Below are 16880 nucleotides of genomic sequence, written 5' to 3'. Positions count from 1 at the left end.
CGCGCCTCACACCCCGCCGCGCAGCGTGTCCGCCGGCTCGATCCGCGCCGCGCGGTGCGCCGGGTAGGTCCCGGCGATCACGCCTATCACCGTTCCGAGCACGGGTGCGGCTACGGCGACCCATCCGTCGACCACGGGCGTCCACCCCTGGGTCGCCGAGATGACGACGATCGTGGCGACCCCGATCGCGGTCCCGGCCAGCCCGCCGATGACGCCGATGACACCCGTCTCGACCATGAACTGCGACCGGATGTCGCGCGAGGTGGCGCCGATCGCGCGACGAAGGCCGATTTCGCCCGACCGCTCCTTGACCGAGAGGATGGTCACGTTGATGATCCCGAGCGCACCGGCGAGCAGCGAGATGACACCGAGCAGGAGGAACGCGAGGTTCGCGTCCGCCTGTGCCTGGGCCGCGCGCTCGGAACCTCGTGCCGCTTGCGAATCGAAATCCTTCGGGGAGTTCGGCGAGAGCGCGATCGGGATCTGGCGCTCGATCAGGGGCCCGGAGCCACGAGCCACCCCCACATGCAGCTCATCGCCCGCAGGCGCCTGGAGGTCCTCCCGCGCGGTGCTGGCCGGGATGATGACGGAGTCGAGCAGATCCGTCCGCTGGTCGGTCTGGTCGAGCACGCCGATGACCGTGTAGGGCCGGGAGTCGATGAACACGGTGGGCTGGCGATCGAGCCGACCGATTCCGAGCGACGTGGCTGCTGCCTTCCCGAGCACCGCGACTCTGTCGTGACGGAGGTCGTGACCGTCGTCGAACGTCCGCCCGCTCTCGACGGTCGCCCCGATCGCGTCGAACAGGCCGGGCGTCGCCGAGAACACGACCGGCGCGAGCTTCTGGGCGACCGACGGGTCGTTCACGGGGACCGCCGTCACAGGGGCGTCACCCAACGGCACTTCGGTGAGAACGCCCGCTGCTGTCACACCCGAGAGCCGCAGCGCCCTGCTCTCCGCATCGGCAGGGAACGTCGCGACCGACCGCGATTCGCCCGAACTGTCCCGCGCCGTCGCCGGGGCGACGACGAAATGGGTCGCCTGAGACGGGTCGAGCTGCTTTCGCAGCTCAGCGTTCGTGGTCTGAGCCAGCCCGTACGTGACCACGAGCGACCCGATCCCGAGCACGGTGCCGATGGTGGTGAGAATGAGTCGCCCCGGGTGACCGTCGAGCCCGCGGACGGCTTCGAAGAACAAGTCCTGCGATGTGAACCGGTCGGGATCGCGGGAGGCCGAGCGCCTGAACGGCGCCGAAAGGGTTCCGAGCGCGGCACGAAGACGTCCCGCCATCAGCCGTGCACCGTTCCGTCGACGATACGGAGCACCCGCCGCGCGCGGTCGGCGACATGGGCGTCGTGGGTGATGATGACGAAGCCGATCCCCTCGCTGTTCAGCTCCTCGAACAGGTCCATCACCTGATCGGAGGTCTTCTCGTCCAGGTTCCCCGTCGGCTCGTCCGCGAGGATCAACTTGGGAGATGTCATGATGGCACGAGCCACCGCGACCCTCTGCCGCTCCCCTCCCGATAGCGTTGGCGGCCGGAACGCCACCCGGTGGCCGAGGCCGACCTTCTCGATCGCCGCCATCGCCCGCTCGATCCGCTCGCCTCGCGGAACTCCGCTATAGAGAGTCGCGAGCAGGACATTCTCGAGAACCGTGCGGTCCGCGAGCAGATGGAAGGACTGGAAGATGAAGCCGATGCTCCGTGCTCGCAGGTGCGCCCTCTCGTCTTCCGTCAGCGTGGAGGTCTCGGTTCCGTCGAGCACGTACTCTCCCGTCGTCGGGCGATCCAGGAGGCCCAACAGATTCAGGAAGGTGGACTTGCCCGAGCCGCTCGGACCGGTGATGGTCACGTATGCTCCCCGGTCGATCCGGAGCGACGTCGTCCGGAGTGCGGTGACCGCCGACGGGCCGTCGAAGGTCTTGGAGAGCTCGCGAAGCTCGATCAGCGCATCGCTCATCTGCCGACCACTACGAGGTCGTCCGCCTTGATCGCGCCGGTGATCTCGACGAGGCCGTCTGCGGCGAGCCCCGTCTGGACGGGCACGACACGCGTGCGGTCGCCTTCGGCGAGCTCTACGCGGGACTCCCCACCCGGTCCCGCGGTCAGGGCTGCTGCCGGAACGACCAGCACCTTGCCGTCCGTCGCCGTCACCGGGATCGTGACCCGGACGTTCTGGCCGCGCAGCTGCTGGACCTGCTTGTCCGTGAGGGAGGTGAGCGCGAGGTCGACCCGCCAGCGCTTCCCCGCCTTCGCGTCCTCCTTGCCCGAGGTCGCGTTCGGCTGCGAGATGGTCCGCACCACCGCGGGGAGCTCTGTGCCTCCAGACATCTCGACCACCGCGGGAGCGCCCTCGGAAAGGAGCTTCGCGTCGGCCGCATCGGCTGTCGCCGCGATCGACAGCGTCGCCCCCGAGACGACCATCGCCGCCCCCTCGAGGATCGTGCCACGAGCGGTGCTGACCTCGTCCACCCGCCGCGGCAGGGTCGGCAGGAACTGGATCTCGTTGGCGGGCAAGGGCGTCAGCACAGCAGCGTTGGCATCGGCCAGCGCAGCGCGCGCGGCGGCCAGTTGGGTGCGAGCGGCCTGCACGGCGCCGGATTGCGCTCTGGTGTCTGCCGGCGCGAGCCCGACATCGCGCTGCGCCTGCGCGAGTTGCACGTCGTCCTCGGCCCGGGCGATGGCTCGTGCGTCACCTGTCGCACGCGCGGCGGCCAGCTCGCGCGCTGCCTCCCGGACCCCGTTGTCGAGCTCCAGCCGGCGTGCCGCGTCCGGCCCTTTGGCCGCGATGGCGAGTTCGTTCTCGGCCGCGGAGAGCGACATCTCCGCACCCTGTACAGCCTCCTTCGCGCTGTCCAGAGACGACTTCGCCACTGCGCCCGGACTCGGCGCCGAGTACCCCACCCGCTGGTAGAGCGCGGTGATCGCGTTCGCCGTCGCGGCGTCGTATGAATCGGAGTCGCCCGGGTCGATTCCGACCGCGCGCAACGCTTCCTTCAGCTGCACGACGTCCGGTCCGGAGTGCCCTGCCCGCAGCGTCCGGTATGCCGGAAGCGCCCCAGGGAGGACGATCACCGGCCGTCCCGCCACTTCGAGCGCGACGCTCAGGGCGTCGAGGGTGGCGCCGACTTCGGGGACGTTCCCGGTGACGACGGCGGGACCCTCGAGGTCACCCGACGCGACTCTCACCTCTACGGCGTCGTCGAATGTCGCGTCGCCGCGTAGTTTCACCGTGTTCTCGAGCGCCCGGTGCTCCACGGGGACCGTGATCGGACCGGCTTTGGCCGACCCGGCGGTCGACGTCGCGGGGGACATCAGCGCTCCCGCGGCGTATCCCGCGGCCAAGCAGACGACGGAAGCGCCGGCCACCAGCCACATCAGCCGGTTGCCCTTGAGGATGCGCGACCACCCGGAGACCTGTGGGGCAGTGCTCACTTCTTGTCGCCGTAGGTGTCGAGCAGTTCGTCGAGCTCGGCTTTGTGCGCCGCGATGAACTTCTCTTCGAGGGCGAACGATACCTTCCGCTTGATGTCGGTGTGGCCGACCTTCGCGGAGCAGCGGAAGTCGGCGAGCGCGAGTTCGATCTCCTCTTTCTGCAATGCCTTCAGCTCTTTGGCGGTCGGCGCGGAGGTGCCGGTCGCTCCAGAGCCGTCCTCGTCCCCGATCAGTTTCTGGCGCTTGTCCATGAACTCGTCCATCGCGTCCTGCTGCTTCTTCATGCCCGAGTGGCCGGCGTCGGCCATGCAGTCCGCCCACGATGCGTCCGCAGCCTTCACCTCCGGCGAGCTGTCGGCCTTCGTCCACAGGGTGGACATGTCTTGGAACAGGCTGGCGAACTTCTGGTCTTGCCAGACGTTCGCCGGGCCTTGGACCTCGAGGTAGGCGTTGTACGCGCATCCCGCCGTCTCGGGATCACGCTCGCCTTCGGTCGGCTCCTCGTCGGGCTGCCGGCCGTCGAGTGCTTGGTGATAGGCCGCTTTCTCCGTCTCCGACAGCGAGGCGACGTACTCCTCGTTCGGGTCCGAGGGGGTATCGGAGGTCGTGGTGGACTCGCTGATGCCGTAGCCGTGCTCGGCGACCCACTTCTCCGTCTCGCGTTCCGCACTGTCATCGCTCGCGAACGTCGCGCCCGCGGTGTCGGTGGGGGTGTACTGGAAACCCTCGTCTTTCATGCACTGGGCGATCAACGTATCGACCTTCCGCATCTGCTCGCGCATGGCGTCCTCGCTCGAGGCTTCCTGCAGCGGGCCGAGCAACTTGAAGAGCGGGCTGTCCGCAGCGGTGAGCTTCGTCTCGGTTCCGCCGCTGGTGCACCCCGTCAGGGCGGTTCCAGCGAACGCCGCTATCGCGAGTGAGGCGGCGATTCCGATGCGTCGGGTCTGGTGGCGGGTAGTCATGACGTGCTGTCCTCTGCTCGATTCCGTGTGCGTGCTTTTTTCACACTACCGAAATTCCAGCAGGTGTGATGTAGAACATCATCCGCCGAACGTTGCCCGCCGCTACACCGGTGGAGGGATCCGAGGCCTCATTCACGACAAGGACGAGCCTGCTGACGTCGACTGCTCGCGCTGGGTCCTCAGGCGCCAGACCTCGCCGAGCACCATCCCTTCCGGTCCCTCGGCGCTGGTGACGAAGTGGTCGACGTGGTGTGTGATGAACGCCTGCCACCGCTGATTCGCAAGGTCGTCGTCCAAAGCGCGCATGGCCGCTGCGAAGTCGTCGCACTCGACCAGGTGGAAGAGGTCACGACCGCTTCGCCAGATCGACCAGTCGTGGATGCCCAGCCGTGCGAAAGAGGCGGCCAGGTCGGCCGGGATAGCGGTGTGCGCCTCCTCGTACGTCGACTCGTGGCCCTCGCGGAGGACGGAGTGCAGGGCGACGCGCATGGGGTCCTTCCGACGGGATGAGCTTGGATTCCTATAGGAAATAGTAATAGGCTGACTGTGCGCGGCGGAAGCCCAGGCGAACCCCCAAACGTAAGGACCCTCATGCGTTTCATGCGACTCGGCGCCGTCGGCGCGGAGATCCCGGTCGTCAGCGACGGCGAGACCTCCTGGAGCCTGCGCCCGCTGACCGCCGACCTCGACGGCGCCTTCCTCGCCTCCGACGGCCTGGCACGCGCGGAGGCCGCCGCGATCGCGGGCGAGCTGCCGCAGGTCGACACGGCGGGACTGCGAATCGGCGCCCCGATCGCCTGCCCGCAGGCGGTCATCTGCATCGGGATGAACTACGCCGCGCACGCGCGCGAGTCCGGCTCCGAACCGCCCAGCGACATCGTCGTGTTCTACAAGCACCCCAACACGGTCGTGGGGCCGAACGACGACATCCTTCTCCCTCCGGGCTCGACGACGACCGACTGGGAGGTCGAACTCGCCGCCGTCATCGGAAAGCGCGCCCGCTACCTCTCCTCCCCCGAGGAGGCGCTGGGGCACATCGCGGGTTTCGCGATCGCCAACGACGTCTCCGAGCGCGAGTATCAGCTTGAGCGCTCCCTCGGGCAATGGAGCAAGGGCAAGAGTTTCGAGACGTTCAACCCGCTGGGCCCGTGGCTGGTGCCGGCAGCGGAGGTCGGGGACGGGTCGGGGCTGCGGATCTGGTCGACGGTCAACGGCGAGCCCCGTCAGGAGTCGACGACCTCCGATCTCATCTTCGGCGTCGCCGAGATCGTCTACCGGCTCAGCCGGTTCACCGTCCTCGAGCCGGGTGATCTCATCAACACCGGCACCCCCGAGGGGGTCGGTCTCTCCGGCCGTTTCCCCTACCTCGGCGTCGGCGACCAGGTGCGGCTCGGGATCGACGGGCTCGGCGAGCAGGCCGGCACCATCCGCACAGCGCCCTGACCTCATCCGAGAACATCAGAAGGAGACGACGTTGTCCGAATTCGAAGGGCTCGTGGCCGCGGTCACGGGTGGAGCATCCGGCCTCGGCAAGGCCATCGCCGACGAGCTCGCGAGCCGAGGCGCCCGCGTCTACGCGCTCGACCTCGACGCGTCGGGCGTCGAGGCGCCGCATGTCGCCGTCCGCTGCGACATCGGCGACGACGAGAGCGTGCGCTCCGCGATCGAGCAGGTCGTCGCCGACGCCGGCCGCCTCGACATCGTGATCGCCAACGCCGGCATCGGCGCGCAGGGCGACGTGGAGGCCAACGGCGACGACGAGTGGGCGCGCGTTCTCAACGTCAACGTCATCGGGTCCGCCCGCACCATCCGCCACGCCCTGCCGCACCTGAAGGACTCACCCTCCCCCGCCGTCGTGCTCACGAGCTCCATCGCGGCGTGGGCCGGCCTCCCGCAACGCGTGCTCTACTCCGCCTCGAAGGGCGCGATCTCGGCTATGACGCTCGCGATCGCGGCCGACTGCCTGCCGTTCGGGATCCGCGTCAACGCCGTCGCGCCCGGCACGGCGAATACGCCCTGGGTGGGCCGGTTGCTCGAGCGCGCCGACGACCCCGACGCCGAGCGCGCCGCACTGGAGGCCCGCCAGCCCAGCGGCCGACTGGTGCAGCCGCAGGAGGTCGCGGACGCCGTAGCCTACTTGGCGTCCCCGCGGTCGACCTCCACGAACGGCGTCATCCTCGCCGTCGACGGCGGCATGTACTCCCTGCGCCCGCGCCGCTAGGTTGTCGTCCCCAGCCAGGTTGTCCGGGAGGGGCTGACGGGTGGAATCGCCGGATCCAGCGTTTGCTTACGGCCGGGTCCAACGCATTTCGTCGGTCAGGCCAGGTCGATTGCGACAACGTCCACGAGTGCACCGGATGCCCGCGGCGCCACGATCCGCAGCTCGCCGAAAGCCGCATCGCCGTTCTCGACCTTCTCGTGCACCTCGAGGTTCACGGCAAACGGAAGCTCGGGTCCGCCGAGCAGACGCACGCCGCGAACACGGCTGACCGGAACGCGACGCACGACGATCTCGTCCACCGGCAGCATCACGAGGTGTAGATAGATCGTGGATGCCGTTCGGGTGACCGGTCCGTAGAAGTCCACGTCTTGCGCGGAGCCGACGCCGATCACGCTCTCGCGGTGGGTCCGCATCCAGGAGCCGAGCTCGTGCATCCGCTCACGGTGTGGCGCGGGCACGTTGCCGTCGCCGTCTGGACCGATGTCGAGAAGCAGATTGCCGCCTCTGCTCACGACTTCGATCAGGGTCCGCGCGAGAGAGCGAGCGGACTTCAGGTTCACATCGGCGAGGCTGTACGACCAGAGGCGCCCCATCGTGAGGCACAGTTCCCACGGTCCCGTGGGAGGGTCTGTGGGAAAACCCTGCTCGGGGGTGGCGTAGTCACCCTGGCCGAGAAGCCTGCCGTTGATGAGGATATCGGGCTGGATGCCTTCGGCGTCGCCTACCGCCACCCTTCCGGGCCGCTACCGTGGCAGCAACGTCCTGACGCACACGGAACCGCGCCGGGAGGCGCGATATTGCCCGCGATGCCGCGCAGAGGAAGGCCCTGCGTGACGAGACGGCCTGAAATCAGGCATCCAGCCAGAATGACCGCGATGGCAGCTGTCGAACCGGAACGGCTCAGCTCAGCAGGGGTGCGGCGTCGGGCGTGGGGAGGTACTGGTTCGCGTCCAGCGACTCGGGCAGCATCTCCATGCCGATTCCTGGCGCGAGCGGCGCGCGGTAACGGCCGCCGGACAGCTCCACCGGCGTGACGAAGTGCTCGTGGAGGTGCTTGGTGTACTCGATCATCCGGCCCTCCTGGCTGCCGGAGACGGCGACGAAGTCGAACATCGAGAAGTGCTGCACCGCCTCGCAGAGGCCGACGCCGCCCGCGTGCGGGCACACCGGCACGCCGAACTTCGCGGCCAGCAGCAGGATGGCGATGTTCTCGTTCACGCCGGCGACGCGCGTCGAGTCGATCTGAACGATCGCGGCAGCGCCGGCCTGCAGGAGCTGCTTGAACAGCACCCGGCTCATCCCGTGCTCCCCCGTCGCGATGCGCACAGGCGCCACCGCGCGGGCGATGGCCGCGTGGGCGAGCACGTCGTCGGGGCTGGTCGGCTCCTCGACCCACGCGAGGTCGAAGGGCTCGAGCGCGCGGATCCACTCGATCGCCTGGTCGCGGTCCCAGCGCTGGTTGGCGTCGACGGCGATCCGGATGTCGGGACCGACCTCGTCGCGGGCGATCCGGAGGCGACGGAGGTCGTCCTCCAGCCGATCGCCGACCTTGAGCTTGATCTGCTGGAAGCCCTCGTCGACGGCCTCCCGCGCCAGCCTGCGCAGCTTGTCGTCGGAGTAGCCGAGCCAGCCCGGCGTGGTGGTGTAACCGGGATAGCCGGTCGCCATCAACTCGGCCTCGCGCGCAGCCCTTCCCGGCTCCGCGGCGCGGAGGATCGCCAGCGCATCCTCCGGCGTCAGGGCGTCGCTGAGGTAGCGGAAGTCAACCAGCTCGACGATCTCCTCGGGCGTCAGGCGCGCAAGCAGCTGCCAGAGCGGAAGGCCGGCGCGCTTGGCCTTGAGGTCCCAGAAGGCGTTGACGACGGCGCCGATCGCCATGTGCATCGCGCCCTTCTCCGGGCCGAGCCAGCGCAGCTGGGAGTCGTGCACAAACTCGCGCCAGAAACCTCCCAGATCGCCGAGGATCGCCTCCACATCGCGGCCGATCACACGGTGGGCGACGGACTCGATGGCCGCGACCTGCACGTCGTTGCCGCGCCCGATCGTGAACACGAAGGAATGACCCTCCAGCCCGTCCGGAGCGTCGGTGCTCACCCGGAGGTAGGCGGCGGAGTAGTCGGGGTCAGGATTCATCGCGTCCGAACCGTCGAGGAGGGCCGACGTCTCGAAGCGTACGTCCAGGGTCTCGAAGCCGATCACGGAACTCATAAAGCAACATCCTATTGGATATAGCCACTTCGACGCCAGTCCGGGCACTCTCCCGGAAACGCGAAGACGCCCACGTGGTCAGGCACGTGGGCGTCGTCCCGGTCGCGAGCTCGAACTCGGGGAGGGCTCACTGGGCTCCGGTCTCCTCCAGGCTCTCGGAGATCCGGTTGTAGGACTTGGTGATGTGGTCGAGCATCGCCTTCTCCGCCGCGGCGCCATCCCCGGCCCGCAGCGCCTCCAGCACGGCCTCGTGCTCGCCGGACGTCTCGTCGACGACACCGTGCGTGAAGTAGATGCGGTACTGGTGCAGGTGCGAGCGCAGCCGCACGATCGCGTCGGCCAGCAGCCCGTTGCCGGAGTGCACGGCGATCAGGCGATGGAACTCGGCGTCCTGGTTGGCGAAGTCCTTGTAGTCCTTGAACCGGTCGTCGCCGGTCCGCGACGCTGCACCGCTGCGGTGCATGTCATCGCACAGCTGCTCCAGCTGGTCCAGGGTCTCGGCGTCGATCACGCCGGCCGCGCTGCGTGAGGCGTACGGCTCCAGCAGGCGCCGCATCTCGAACAGCTCCCGGAGCCCCTCACTGTCGAGCAGTGGGGCCGCGGTGTAGCCCTTGAGCGCCTTCTTCACGACGAGGCCCTCGGACTCCAGGCGCGCGAGCGCCTCGCGCACCGGGGTAGGCGAGACGCCGAGCTGGCGCGCGATCCCGTCGATGCTGGCGCGGCTGCCCGGCTCGATCACCTGATCCATCAGCAGACCGAGCACCGCATCGTAGACGTCGTCGGCCAGCGCCCGCCGCGCGGGCAGGCGGTGTTCGCCGATGGGAGGTTCGATGCTCATGTGCACATCCTAGGCTCGGCAGGCCCGCTCACTAGGGGAAAGAGGATGCAGGATCGCCCGAGGCGTCAGGCTCTCCGCCTCCAGCTCTGCCCACAGCTCGTCGGGCGCCGCGGGTGTGGCCAGAGCGGCGTTGCGGACGATCTGGTCCGGGGTGTCGGCGCCGAGCACGACGGTGGAGACCGCGGGATGCCGCAGCGGGAACTGCACCGCCAGCTGGGGCAGAGTGACCCCGAACGAGGCCGCGACGTCCGCGATCCTGCCCGCCCGCTCGATCAGCGCGGCGGGGGCCGCTCCGTAGTCGAACGTCGCCCCGGCGGTCGGGCGGTCGGTGGCGAGGATGCCCGAGTTGAACACGGCAGCGACCACCACCTCCACCCCGCGCTCCTGGGCGGCGGGCAGCAGATCGGAGGCGGCCGTGCCGTCCAGCAGCGTGTACCTGCCCGCGCACATCACGATGTCGAGGTCGGTCTCCTGCACGAACCGGGTCAGCATCGCCGACTGGTTCATCCCGGCGCCATACGACCGGATCACGCCCTGCGAGCGCAGCTCCTCCAGCGCGGGGAACGCGCCGTCCAGCGCCTCCCGCTCGCGCTCGTCGGGGTCGTGGACGAACAGAATGTCGATCCGGTCCAGTCCGAGCCGGGTCAGGGAGTCCTCCACCGACCGCAGCACCCCATCACGCGAGAAGTCGAACCGGCGACGCAGCACCGACGGGACGTCGAACAGGTTGGCGAGGTCGGTGTCGCCCGGCCGGTAGCCCGGGTTCGGCTCCAGGAGGCGGCCGACCTTGCTCGACACCACGTACTCGTCGCGCGGGAGGCCGCGCAGACCTTCGCCGAGACGCGTCTCAGCGACGCCGAGCCCGTAGTGCGGCGCGACATCGAAGTACCGGATGCCGGCCTCCCACGCGGCCGGGACGATCGCGGGCCAGACGTCGTCCGGCCGCACGGCGTGGAGGTTGCCGAGCGCCGCTCCGCCGTAGCCGATCGGACCGCGCGAGGGGCTCGTCCCCGGGCCGTGCGCAGAGCCGGATTGCGGGGCCGCCATCAGGCCACCCTTTGGTCGTTGATCGCGTCGAGGTCCCCGTCGATCCCCCGCTTCGCCAGCGGGGCCTGACCGAAGCCTGCTCCGGTGAGCCATTCGCCGCCCGGCGGCCGGACGAGGTCGGTGCGCACGAACGAGTCGGGCGCAGTACTGAGTGTGGGGATCACGGAACGAACTCTCCTTCGAGCGGGTCTGGGTGGGTCCTCTAGGCGAATGCGTATTGCCTATAGGATATGCGGCGTCCGGTTGAGTCACAATCGACCCGGCGACCGCATCCGTTCAGCGACGAAGGAGAAGCTCAGCGTGGCCCTGTTCACTGACGACCGCTGCGGCCTGAGATGACGCTCGACGCCCACCTCCACCTCTGGGACCTGGAGCGGGTCGCGTACCCGTGGCTGACCGACGCCCTCGCGCCGATCAACCGAACGTTCGCGTTCGCGGAGGTGCAGCTCCAGCTGGAGCAGGCGGGCGTCGACCGGGTCGTGCTCGTGCAGGCCGCGAACTCGGTGGAGGACTCGGCGGCCATGTTCGCGGTGCGGTCTCCGCTGGTCGCCGGCGTCGTTGCGTGGGTCGACCTGCTCGACCCGGCCACGGCCTCCAGGCAGCTCGACGAGTGGTCGGAGCACCGGCAGTTCGTCGGAGTGCGGCATCTGATCCACGACGAACCCGACCCCGACTGGCTCGGCCGCGCCGCGGTGCGCTCGTCGCTCGAGCTGCTCGCCTCGCACGACCTGGCCTTCGACGTGATCGGGGTGCTCCCCCGGCACTTGGAGCACGCGGTGGCGCTGGCCGACGAACTCCCGTCGTTGCGGCTGGTGATCGACCACCTCGGCACACCGCCGGTCGGGATGACGGGCTCGCCGTGGCGGGGTCTGCTCACAGAGCTGTCGCGCCGCCCGAACGTCTTCGTCAAGCTTTCCGGCCTGACCACCCTCGGCGGCGGCTCGGATGCCGCCCGGCTGCGGCCGTTCGTCGACTACGCGCTCGACGCGTTCGGCGCCGCTCGCGTTCTCTATGGCGGCGACTGGCCGGTGTCGACCCTCGCGGGCTCGTACGCTCAGACGTGGGCGACCGTGGAGGAGCTGCTCGCCGGGGCCTCTACGGCCGAGCGCGCGAACGTGCTCACGCACTCCGCCGAGCGGGCGTATCGTCTCTCGGCGGGACGTAGCCGCCGAGCTTAGCTTGTCGATTGGCCTTGGCGACCTCCCCGATACATTCGCCGAGCACGCGGCCCTCGTCGGTCGGCGAGAGAAGCGTCTAAAGCTTGCTGCCCTTATGTTCGGGCCACTCTATGTAGAACTCTTCGACCGCGCGGTGGAATCGATCGTTCGCACCGAACCAGGCCTGAGCCTCCCGGCTGACGGTCTTCATCGTGCGATATATCGCACGCCGTCGTGCGTAGAGATCGCGGGAGAAGATCGGCTCGAAGTGAGCTACTCGATTCCGCAGGTCGTATGCCATAGACACCCAATCGGCGAGCGTTGTAACCGGGATTCCGTACAGGTTCGGAAACGCCTCCACCAGGGCCTCGTCCCATAGCACCCGCTTCATCGCGTCTCGCCGCGACGGGAGCAGGTAGCGCCACGTGCCTAACGTGAGTTGCGCCAGGACATCATCGTGCGTGACCGCACGCTTGTGCCTTCTGACTGCGCTTCGGGCGTTGGCTTCCGCGTCACCCAGCTTTCCTCGTGCGTCCAAGACTCCGCGCAACAAAGGGATAGGCTCGAGTGCCCAGTCTCGTGATCCGCCGCGCCGCGCATTCCAAGCGCGAAGCTGTGTGTCGATCGTGTTCCGAAGCACGACCTCGAACATGTGGAGCGATTCGTGCGCCGCACCGGAGAGCCTCATGTTCGCAACGTAAAGATCGGCTGCGCGGGTCTCGTCTCCCTGTGCTGCGCGCAGGTACGTCCGGAACCGAGGTTCGCTGAGCGTGATCGTAAGATCGTGTGCCATCGCAGTCCTCAGATCGAGGTCGTTCGTGCGGTTCGAGTGGACGGCGTCATATCGCGCTTGCTAAGCTGTTGGCTGAAAACATCGTGACCAACGCCGATGTTTACGTCCTTAGCATCCCGCCCGCTGGGCGGGATGCTTTGTTTCGACCGGGCCGTCAGTTCAACCCACCACGAAGCCTTCTCCCACCACAGCTCCGCGGCGAGATCTGAGTGCTCAATGGGCGCGGCATTCACGCGGCGATCCTGCCGGGCACCTGGGGTATCGCTGAGAACCCGTCGCCCAACTCGGTTGCACCCCTCAGAACGAGCGTGGTTCTTCACCATTACATCTCCTTGGCAGACGGCTCATCGCGCCACCCCTACCGAATGCGAGATGGCGGGGAAACGGTTGCGCGTGACGCGTGGCACCTTGTCCGATTGATGAGCCAAGTCGCGGTCGATGGCGCAACGGAGACGAGCTCAGCGCGAGTTCATCTAAAATCTAACAATGCGCTAAGCAGAGATCAAGCGTCTGCAATTTGCCGCTCCTGCGTCGTGGGGAAAGAAAGCCTCCTACCGCTCCCGCAACCCCGGCGTCATCGACAGCCCCGCGAACGCGTGGCGGGCGAACCGGGCGACGTAGCGCCGCAGGTTCTCGACCTCCTGCGGGTCCCAACCGAGCGTGACCTCGTCCACCTGGGCTTGGGCGACCTCCATGATGCGTTCGCCGAGCACGCGACCCTCGTCGGTCAACGTGACCAGCACGCTGCGCTCGTCCCGCGGAGCCGGCACCCGTGCCACCAGGCCGATCTCCTCCAGCCGCCGCACGATCTTCGAGATGTTGGCCTTGCCGGTGCCGAGGGTCGCCGCCAGGTCGGTCGGGCGCAGCGCCCCGCGGTAGGCGAGCTGGTTGACGACCACGAACATCGGGATGTCGTCGACCGGGAACCCGATCTTCTCCATCACGCGCACGCGCACCTCCCGGCTTTCGGCCCAGTGGACGATCGACGCGATCGACAGCCGCAGGTCGAGCGGATCCTGCTCGATGACCGGCGAGAGGTCGGGGTCGTCCGACACGCTGCCACCTCCTCTGTTCGGCGTGCTGCTCAGTATCTCAGCAGCGCGCCGCCTCCATCGCGTCGGGCCGCTCAGCGTTCGCTGACGATCGACACCGGGCCCAGGAGGCCGTGCGGCCGCACGACCGTGGTGTGCGACTCCTGGCGGCCGAGCAGCAGGGTGCCCATGTCGGGGATGCCGTCGTAGTAGCCGCGCGCGATGAGCCGGTTGTTCAGCGAGCTCGCGACCCGCACCACAATCGTGTTGCGACCGGCGCGGGCCACATCCGTGATGTCGACGACCGGTCGAGAGGTGTCGAAGCCGCGTGCCTCCCCGTCGCCTACGACAACGGCGCCGAGACCACCCGCCGGCGAGCCGAGGTCGAGCAGGAGGCGCTCCCCTGGCTCTGCTGGGCGGTCGAGCACGACCTCCGTGCGGTACTCCGCCACTCCCGACACCTCCGGCCCGACGCCCGCGAGCTCGGTCCAGGGCCGCAGCTCGGTGCCGTCGACGGCGATTGTCGTCACCGCGGTCGTCGGCCGCACCTCCCGGCTCTCGTAGCCGAGGCCGCGGTCTTCGACGATCAGCTCGTTCTCTCCGGCGTCCCAGCTTTCGACGGCGATGCTCCAGCCGCCGACCTCCTGCACCTTCTCGCGGGAGGCTGGGGCCGACTCCGCTGGACGCTTCGAGCGGTCCACGGTGAGCAGTGCGATCTCGCCCGGCGCGAGCGCGACGGACACGACCGTGCGGTCGCCGTCGAGCCGCACGCCGTGGTGCTCGACGATGCTGCCGCTCCACGGGTCGATCCGATAGGGCGTGCCTGCGCCGGGGAGGGCGACCTCCACCACGGTGTCCTCTCCGGTCTCGTAGAGGAAGTGGTACAGGTACACGTGCAGCAGGTCGCCCTCCTCGCGGAGGTAGCCGAGCACGTTGCGGTTCTCGGTCGCGAACTCGGCGCGGCCGGTCACGCCCAGCCCGCGCAGGGCCGACACGGTCTGGGCCGGGTCGTCGATCTCCGCCACCGTCGGCTGCGCGCGCAGCTCGGCCATCGTCGCCGCGAGCTCGTCGTCGCGGCCGTCGAGGCCGGGGGTGCGGGAGGCCGCGCGCTCGTTGAGGATGTGCTCGCCGGTCATCAGCAGCTTCAGCTCCCGGGCGCCGTTGACGATGAGCACCCGGAGGCCGGCCCGCGCCCAGTCGAGCAGCAGCCGCGCCACGTCGGCGTTCAGCGCCTCCTGGTACACGATCAGGGCCTGATAGCCCGGGCCGTCGGGCTGCACCAGGCCGTCGGCGAACGACACCTCGTCGCGCTGCAGCAGCGAGCCGTCGAAGAACTCGTAGCTCCAGCCGGCGTCCTGCATGCCGAGGTCCTGCCACCAGTGGTTCGCGCGGTCGCGCATCCACATCGTGCCGTAGGCGACCTCGTCGGGGATGCGGGCGCCGTCCTGGTCGAGGAAGAACATCCCGGACAGGTTGTCGACGAAGTGGTCGGTGCGCAGGATGCCCACGTCGATGCGCGGCCGGCCCTGACGCAGCAGATACTGCACGCGGCCGATCGCCTTGTTCCACTGCGGATAGAACTCGCTGGCCGGCTGACGGAGGTCGAACCGCTCGGAGAATCCGGGCCACATGCCCTCGTGCCCCGGCCACTCGGTCGCACCCTCTGCGCCGGCGGTGCTCGCCCAGCCGTGCAGCACCGTCTTGGTGATGCCGGCGGCCAGCTGCGTCGCGATGATCTGGTCGTAGAACCGGTGGTCGAGCATGTGGTTGCGGGTCGTGGCGCCGGTCTCCGACGAGTACTGCTTGCCGAACAGGTGGGCTGGTCCGGCCAGCAGCCGGTACGCGTCGATCTGGGAACCGAACTCGAGGGACTCGGTCTCGATGCCGTCGACCTCCGGGCCCGGGCGGGTCAGCTCGAACGGGAGCCCGTAGCTGATCTCGGAGCGCAGCAGGATGCCGTTCTCGTGCAGGAACGCGGCGAACGGCCGCAGCATGTTCTCGATGTAGAGGTCGGTCAGCGTCTCGACGTAATCGTGGCGCACCTTCTCGACGGTGGCCCGCTGCGCGTCGGTGGGCTGGTAGCGATAGGTGGTGGCGGAGGCCATCAGCAGCACGCTGCGCGTGAGGAACGGCAGCCACGGCGTGATGTCGTAGCCTCGACGCTCCCGGAACTCGCGGGCGACGGACGCGCCCCAAAACAGGCCGCCCTCACCCCAGGTGTCGAGCTCGAGCGAGTCCATGTACATCTGCGCACGCGGGTTGCGGGCGATGAGCGCACGCAGTTCGGGCGTAAGAACGGTCGAGCCCCAGTAGTCGATGACAGCGTCGACGCCGGCCCGGTCGAGGTAGTTGACGGTGTAGTTGACGCTCGCCGACGGGGAGGCCGTCTGCCCGGTGCCGTGCGACCAGAATACGAAGAGCTTCCAGTCGCGGTCGTCGTCGGGCTCCCAGTCGAGTGCGCCCTCCACGACCCGGGAGGTCAGATCGACGACACCGTCGGCGTCGAGCACCAGAGCCGCGCCGTCCGCGCCCTCGGTCACGACAGGTACGGCGACGACCGCGACGAACTCCTGCGTCTTCGGCGCGATCCGGTGACCGGGCAGCAGGCTCTCCGTGCGCTGTGCGTCGAGTTCGATGCGCGGCAGGGCGCCCTCGCGGCCCGCTCCCGCACGCACGTCCTCCACCACGACGTTCAGCTCGCGCGCCGCCGCCGGGTGGTCGGGGTCGATCGTCGGCAGGTTCGCGTTGGACCAGTTCGTCCCGGAGGTGAAGCTCACCGACATCCCGCGTGTCGTGGTCTCCTCCACCACGATCTGCGAGTCGTGCACCCACTCCTCGGAGCCCCAGCCGTAGCGGGGGTGATCGATCGCCTGCTCGTCCATCGCCAGGAACTCCATGCCGCCGAAGCCGAGGCGGTGCGCGGCGTCGATCTCGAACCGCAGGGTGCGGTCGGTGTGGAGGCCCTCCGCCAGCCACCAGCGCAGCTCAGGACGGAACTCGATGGGCGAGTCCTGCAGCGGGCCGCGGTGCTGGTCGAGTGCGCGGTGATGGTCGAGTGCGGACATGGGTCAGTTCTCCTTCGAACGACGACGCGGGCGACCGGGAGGTATGTCGTGCTGTTGTCGCGAGCATAACATCTATTGTCGCTAAGACAGCATAGCGGTGTTCTGCCGCTTCGACAGCGACC

Annotated in this window: 17 protein-coding genes; 3 read left to right on the top strand and 14 right to left on the bottom strand. The window is 68.7% G+C overall.

Annotated elements, in window-relative coordinates; all coding sequences use genetic code 11:
- Positions 1–6 precede the first annotated feature (6 nt).
- From ACPPVW_RS08460 to ACPPVW_RS08440, 5 genes are all read right to left on the bottom strand, one after another.
- The gene (locus tag ACPPVW_RS08460; protein ID WP_426626050.1) at positions 7–1290 is read right to left on the bottom strand and encodes an ABC transporter permease; all 1284 of its coding nucleotides are present in this window, start codon (positions 1288–1290) and stop codon (positions 7–9) included.
- A complete protein-coding gene (locus tag ACPPVW_RS08455) occupies positions 1290–1961 on the bottom strand; it encodes an ABC transporter ATP-binding protein (protein WP_426626049.1) in 672 nt (223 codons plus the stop codon). Before ACPPVW_RS08455 ends, ACPPVW_RS08460 begins: the two co-directional genes overlap by 1 nt.
- Positions 1958–3436 (bottom strand): hypothetical protein, encoded by a 1479-nt coding sequence (locus ACPPVW_RS08450; protein WP_426626048.1) that lies wholly within the window; start codon positions 3434–3436, stop codon positions 1958–1960. The genes ACPPVW_RS08455 and ACPPVW_RS08450 overlap by 4 nt, the downstream gene beginning before the upstream one ends.
- Complete coding sequence (locus ACPPVW_RS08445; RefSeq protein ID WP_426626047.1) at positions 3433–4398, bottom strand: hypothetical protein; 966 nt, start codon at positions 4396–4398, stop codon at positions 3433–3435. Before ACPPVW_RS08445 ends, ACPPVW_RS08450 begins: the two co-directional genes overlap by 4 nt.
- A gap of 132 nt (positions 4399–4530) precedes the next feature.
- A complete protein-coding gene (locus ACPPVW_RS08440) occupies positions 4531–4887 on the bottom strand; it encodes an L-rhamnose mutarotase (RefSeq protein ID WP_426626046.1) in 357 nt (118 codons plus the stop codon).
- Positions 4888–4989: 102 nt separating this feature from the next.
- On the opposite strand from ACPPVW_RS08440, the gene ACPPVW_RS08435 reads away from it, so the two are divergent.
- Both ACPPVW_RS08435 and ACPPVW_RS08430 read left to right on the top strand, forming a co-directional pair.
- A complete protein-coding gene (locus tag ACPPVW_RS08435; RefSeq protein WP_426626045.1) occupies positions 4990–5841 on the top strand; it encodes a fumarylacetoacetate hydrolase family protein in 852 nt (283 codons plus the stop codon).
- A 31-nt stretch (positions 5842–5872) separates the two neighbouring features.
- Complete coding sequence (locus tag ACPPVW_RS08430; protein ID WP_426626044.1) at positions 5873–6619, top strand: SDR family NAD(P)-dependent oxidoreductase; 747 nt, start codon at positions 5873–5875, stop codon at positions 6617–6619.
- A gap of 95 nt (positions 6620–6714) precedes the next feature.
- Here the strand turns inward: ACPPVW_RS08430 and ACPPVW_RS08425 are convergent, their stop codons facing one another.
- From ACPPVW_RS08425 to ACPPVW_RS08405, 5 genes are all read right to left on the bottom strand, one after another.
- Positions 6715–7350, bottom strand: a complete 636-nt coding sequence (locus ACPPVW_RS08425) for an alpha-L-fucosidase (protein ID WP_426626043.1) — start codon at positions 7348–7350, stop codon at positions 6715–6717.
- 169 nt (positions 7351–7519) lie between these two features.
- Positions 7520–8827, bottom strand: a complete 1308-nt coding sequence (locus ACPPVW_RS08420) for an enolase C-terminal domain-like protein (protein WP_426626042.1) — start codon at positions 8825–8827, stop codon at positions 7520–7522.
- Between the two features lie 127 nt (positions 8828–8954).
- Complete coding sequence (locus ACPPVW_RS08415) at positions 8955–9665, bottom strand: GntR family transcriptional regulator (RefSeq protein ID WP_426626041.1); 711 nt, start codon at positions 9663–9665, stop codon at positions 8955–8957.
- Between the two features lie 9 nt (positions 9666–9674).
- Complete coding sequence (locus ACPPVW_RS08410; RefSeq protein ID WP_426626040.1) at positions 9675–10712, bottom strand: aldo/keto reductase; 1038 nt, start codon at positions 10710–10712, stop codon at positions 9675–9677.
- Entirely contained in the window at positions 10712–10876 is a 165-nt protein-coding gene (locus tag ACPPVW_RS08405; RefSeq protein ID WP_426626039.1) for a hypothetical protein, read from the bottom strand. Before ACPPVW_RS08405 ends, ACPPVW_RS08410 begins: the two co-directional genes overlap by 1 nt.
- Positions 10877–11047: 171 nt before the next feature.
- Here ACPPVW_RS08405 and ACPPVW_RS08400 point away from each other — a divergent pair, with 171 nt between their 5' ends.
- On the top strand, positions 11048–11890 hold the full coding sequence (locus tag ACPPVW_RS08400) for an amidohydrolase family protein (protein WP_426626038.1): 843 nt from the start codon (positions 11048–11050) through the stop codon (positions 11888–11890).
- A 76-nt stretch (positions 11891–11966) separates the two neighbouring features.
- Here ACPPVW_RS08400 and ACPPVW_RS08395 read toward each other — a convergent pair whose 3' ends face one another.
- The 4 genes from ACPPVW_RS08395 to ACPPVW_RS08380 all read right to left on the bottom strand — a co-directional run bounded on the left by ACPPVW_RS08395 (position 11967) and on the right by ACPPVW_RS08380 (position 16758).
- Complete coding sequence (locus ACPPVW_RS08395; protein WP_426626037.1) at positions 11967–12662, bottom strand: hypothetical protein; 696 nt, start codon at positions 12660–12662, stop codon at positions 11967–11969.
- 8 nt (positions 12663–12670) lie between these two features.
- Complete coding sequence (locus tag ACPPVW_RS08390) at positions 12671–12895, bottom strand: hypothetical protein (RefSeq protein ID WP_426626036.1); 225 nt, start codon at positions 12893–12895, stop codon at positions 12671–12673.
- Between the two features lie 318 nt (positions 12896–13213).
- A complete protein-coding gene (locus tag ACPPVW_RS08385; RefSeq protein WP_426626035.1) occupies positions 13214–13717 on the bottom strand; it encodes a MarR family winged helix-turn-helix transcriptional regulator in 504 nt (167 codons plus the stop codon).
- 71 nt (positions 13718–13788) lie between these two features.
- Positions 13789–16758, bottom strand: coding sequence for a glycosyl hydrolase (locus ACPPVW_RS08380; protein ID WP_426626034.1), 2970 nt, complete (start codon positions 16756–16758; stop codon positions 13789–13791).
- Positions 16759–16880 lie beyond the last annotated feature (122 nt).

It is taken from the genome of Leifsonia sp. McL0607, assembly GCF_049993355.1.
Lineage (GTDB): Bacteria > Actinomycetota > Actinomycetes > Actinomycetales > Microbacteriaceae > Leifsonia.
The sequence above is the reverse complement of the archived record's forward strand: the minus strand, read 5'-3'. Positions and strand labels throughout refer to the sequence as shown.

Excerpts from the sequence above, each read along its gene's own strand:
- ACPPVW_RS08460 (WP_426626050.1), bottom strand. The coding sequence starts at position 1,290 with ATGGCGGGACGTCTTCGTGCCGCGCTCGGAACCCTTTCGGCGCCGTTC.
- ACPPVW_RS08455 (WP_426626049.1), bottom strand. The coding sequence starts at position 1,961 with ATGAGCGATGCGCTGATCGAGCTTCGCGAGCTCTCCAAGACCTTCGAC.
- ACPPVW_RS08445 (WP_426626047.1), bottom strand. The coding sequence starts at position 4,398 with ATGACTACCCGCCACCAGACCCGACGCATCGGAATCGCCGCCTCACTC.
- ACPPVW_RS08440 (WP_426626046.1), bottom strand. The coding sequence starts at position 4,887 with ATGCGCGTCGCCCTGCACTCCGTCCTCCGCGAGGGCCACGAGTCGACG.
- ACPPVW_RS08435 (WP_426626045.1), top strand. The coding sequence starts at position 4,990 with ATGCGTTTCATGCGACTCGGCGCCGTCGGCGCGGAGATCCCGGTCGTC.
- ACPPVW_RS08420 (WP_426626042.1), bottom strand. The coding sequence starts at position 8,827 with ATGAGTTCCGTGATCGGCTTCGAGACCCTGGACGTACGCTTCGAGACG.
- ACPPVW_RS08415 (WP_426626041.1), bottom strand. The coding sequence starts at position 9,665 with ATGAGCATCGAACCTCCCATCGGCGAACACCGCCTGCCCGCGCGGCGG.
- ACPPVW_RS08410 (WP_426626040.1), bottom strand. The coding sequence starts at position 10,712 with ATGGCGGCCCCGCAATCCGGCTCTGCGCACGGCCCGGGGACGAGCCCC.
- ACPPVW_RS08400 (WP_426626038.1), top strand. The coding sequence starts at position 11,048 with ATGACGCTCGACGCCCACCTCCACCTCTGGGACCTGGAGCGGGTCGCG.
- ACPPVW_RS08395 (WP_426626037.1), bottom strand. The coding sequence starts at position 12,662 with ATGGCACACGATCTTACGATCACGCTCAGCGAACCTCGGTTCCGGACG.
- ACPPVW_RS08380 (WP_426626034.1), bottom strand. The coding sequence starts at position 16,758 with ATGTCCGCACTCGACCATCACCGCGCACTCGACCAGCACCGCGGCCCG.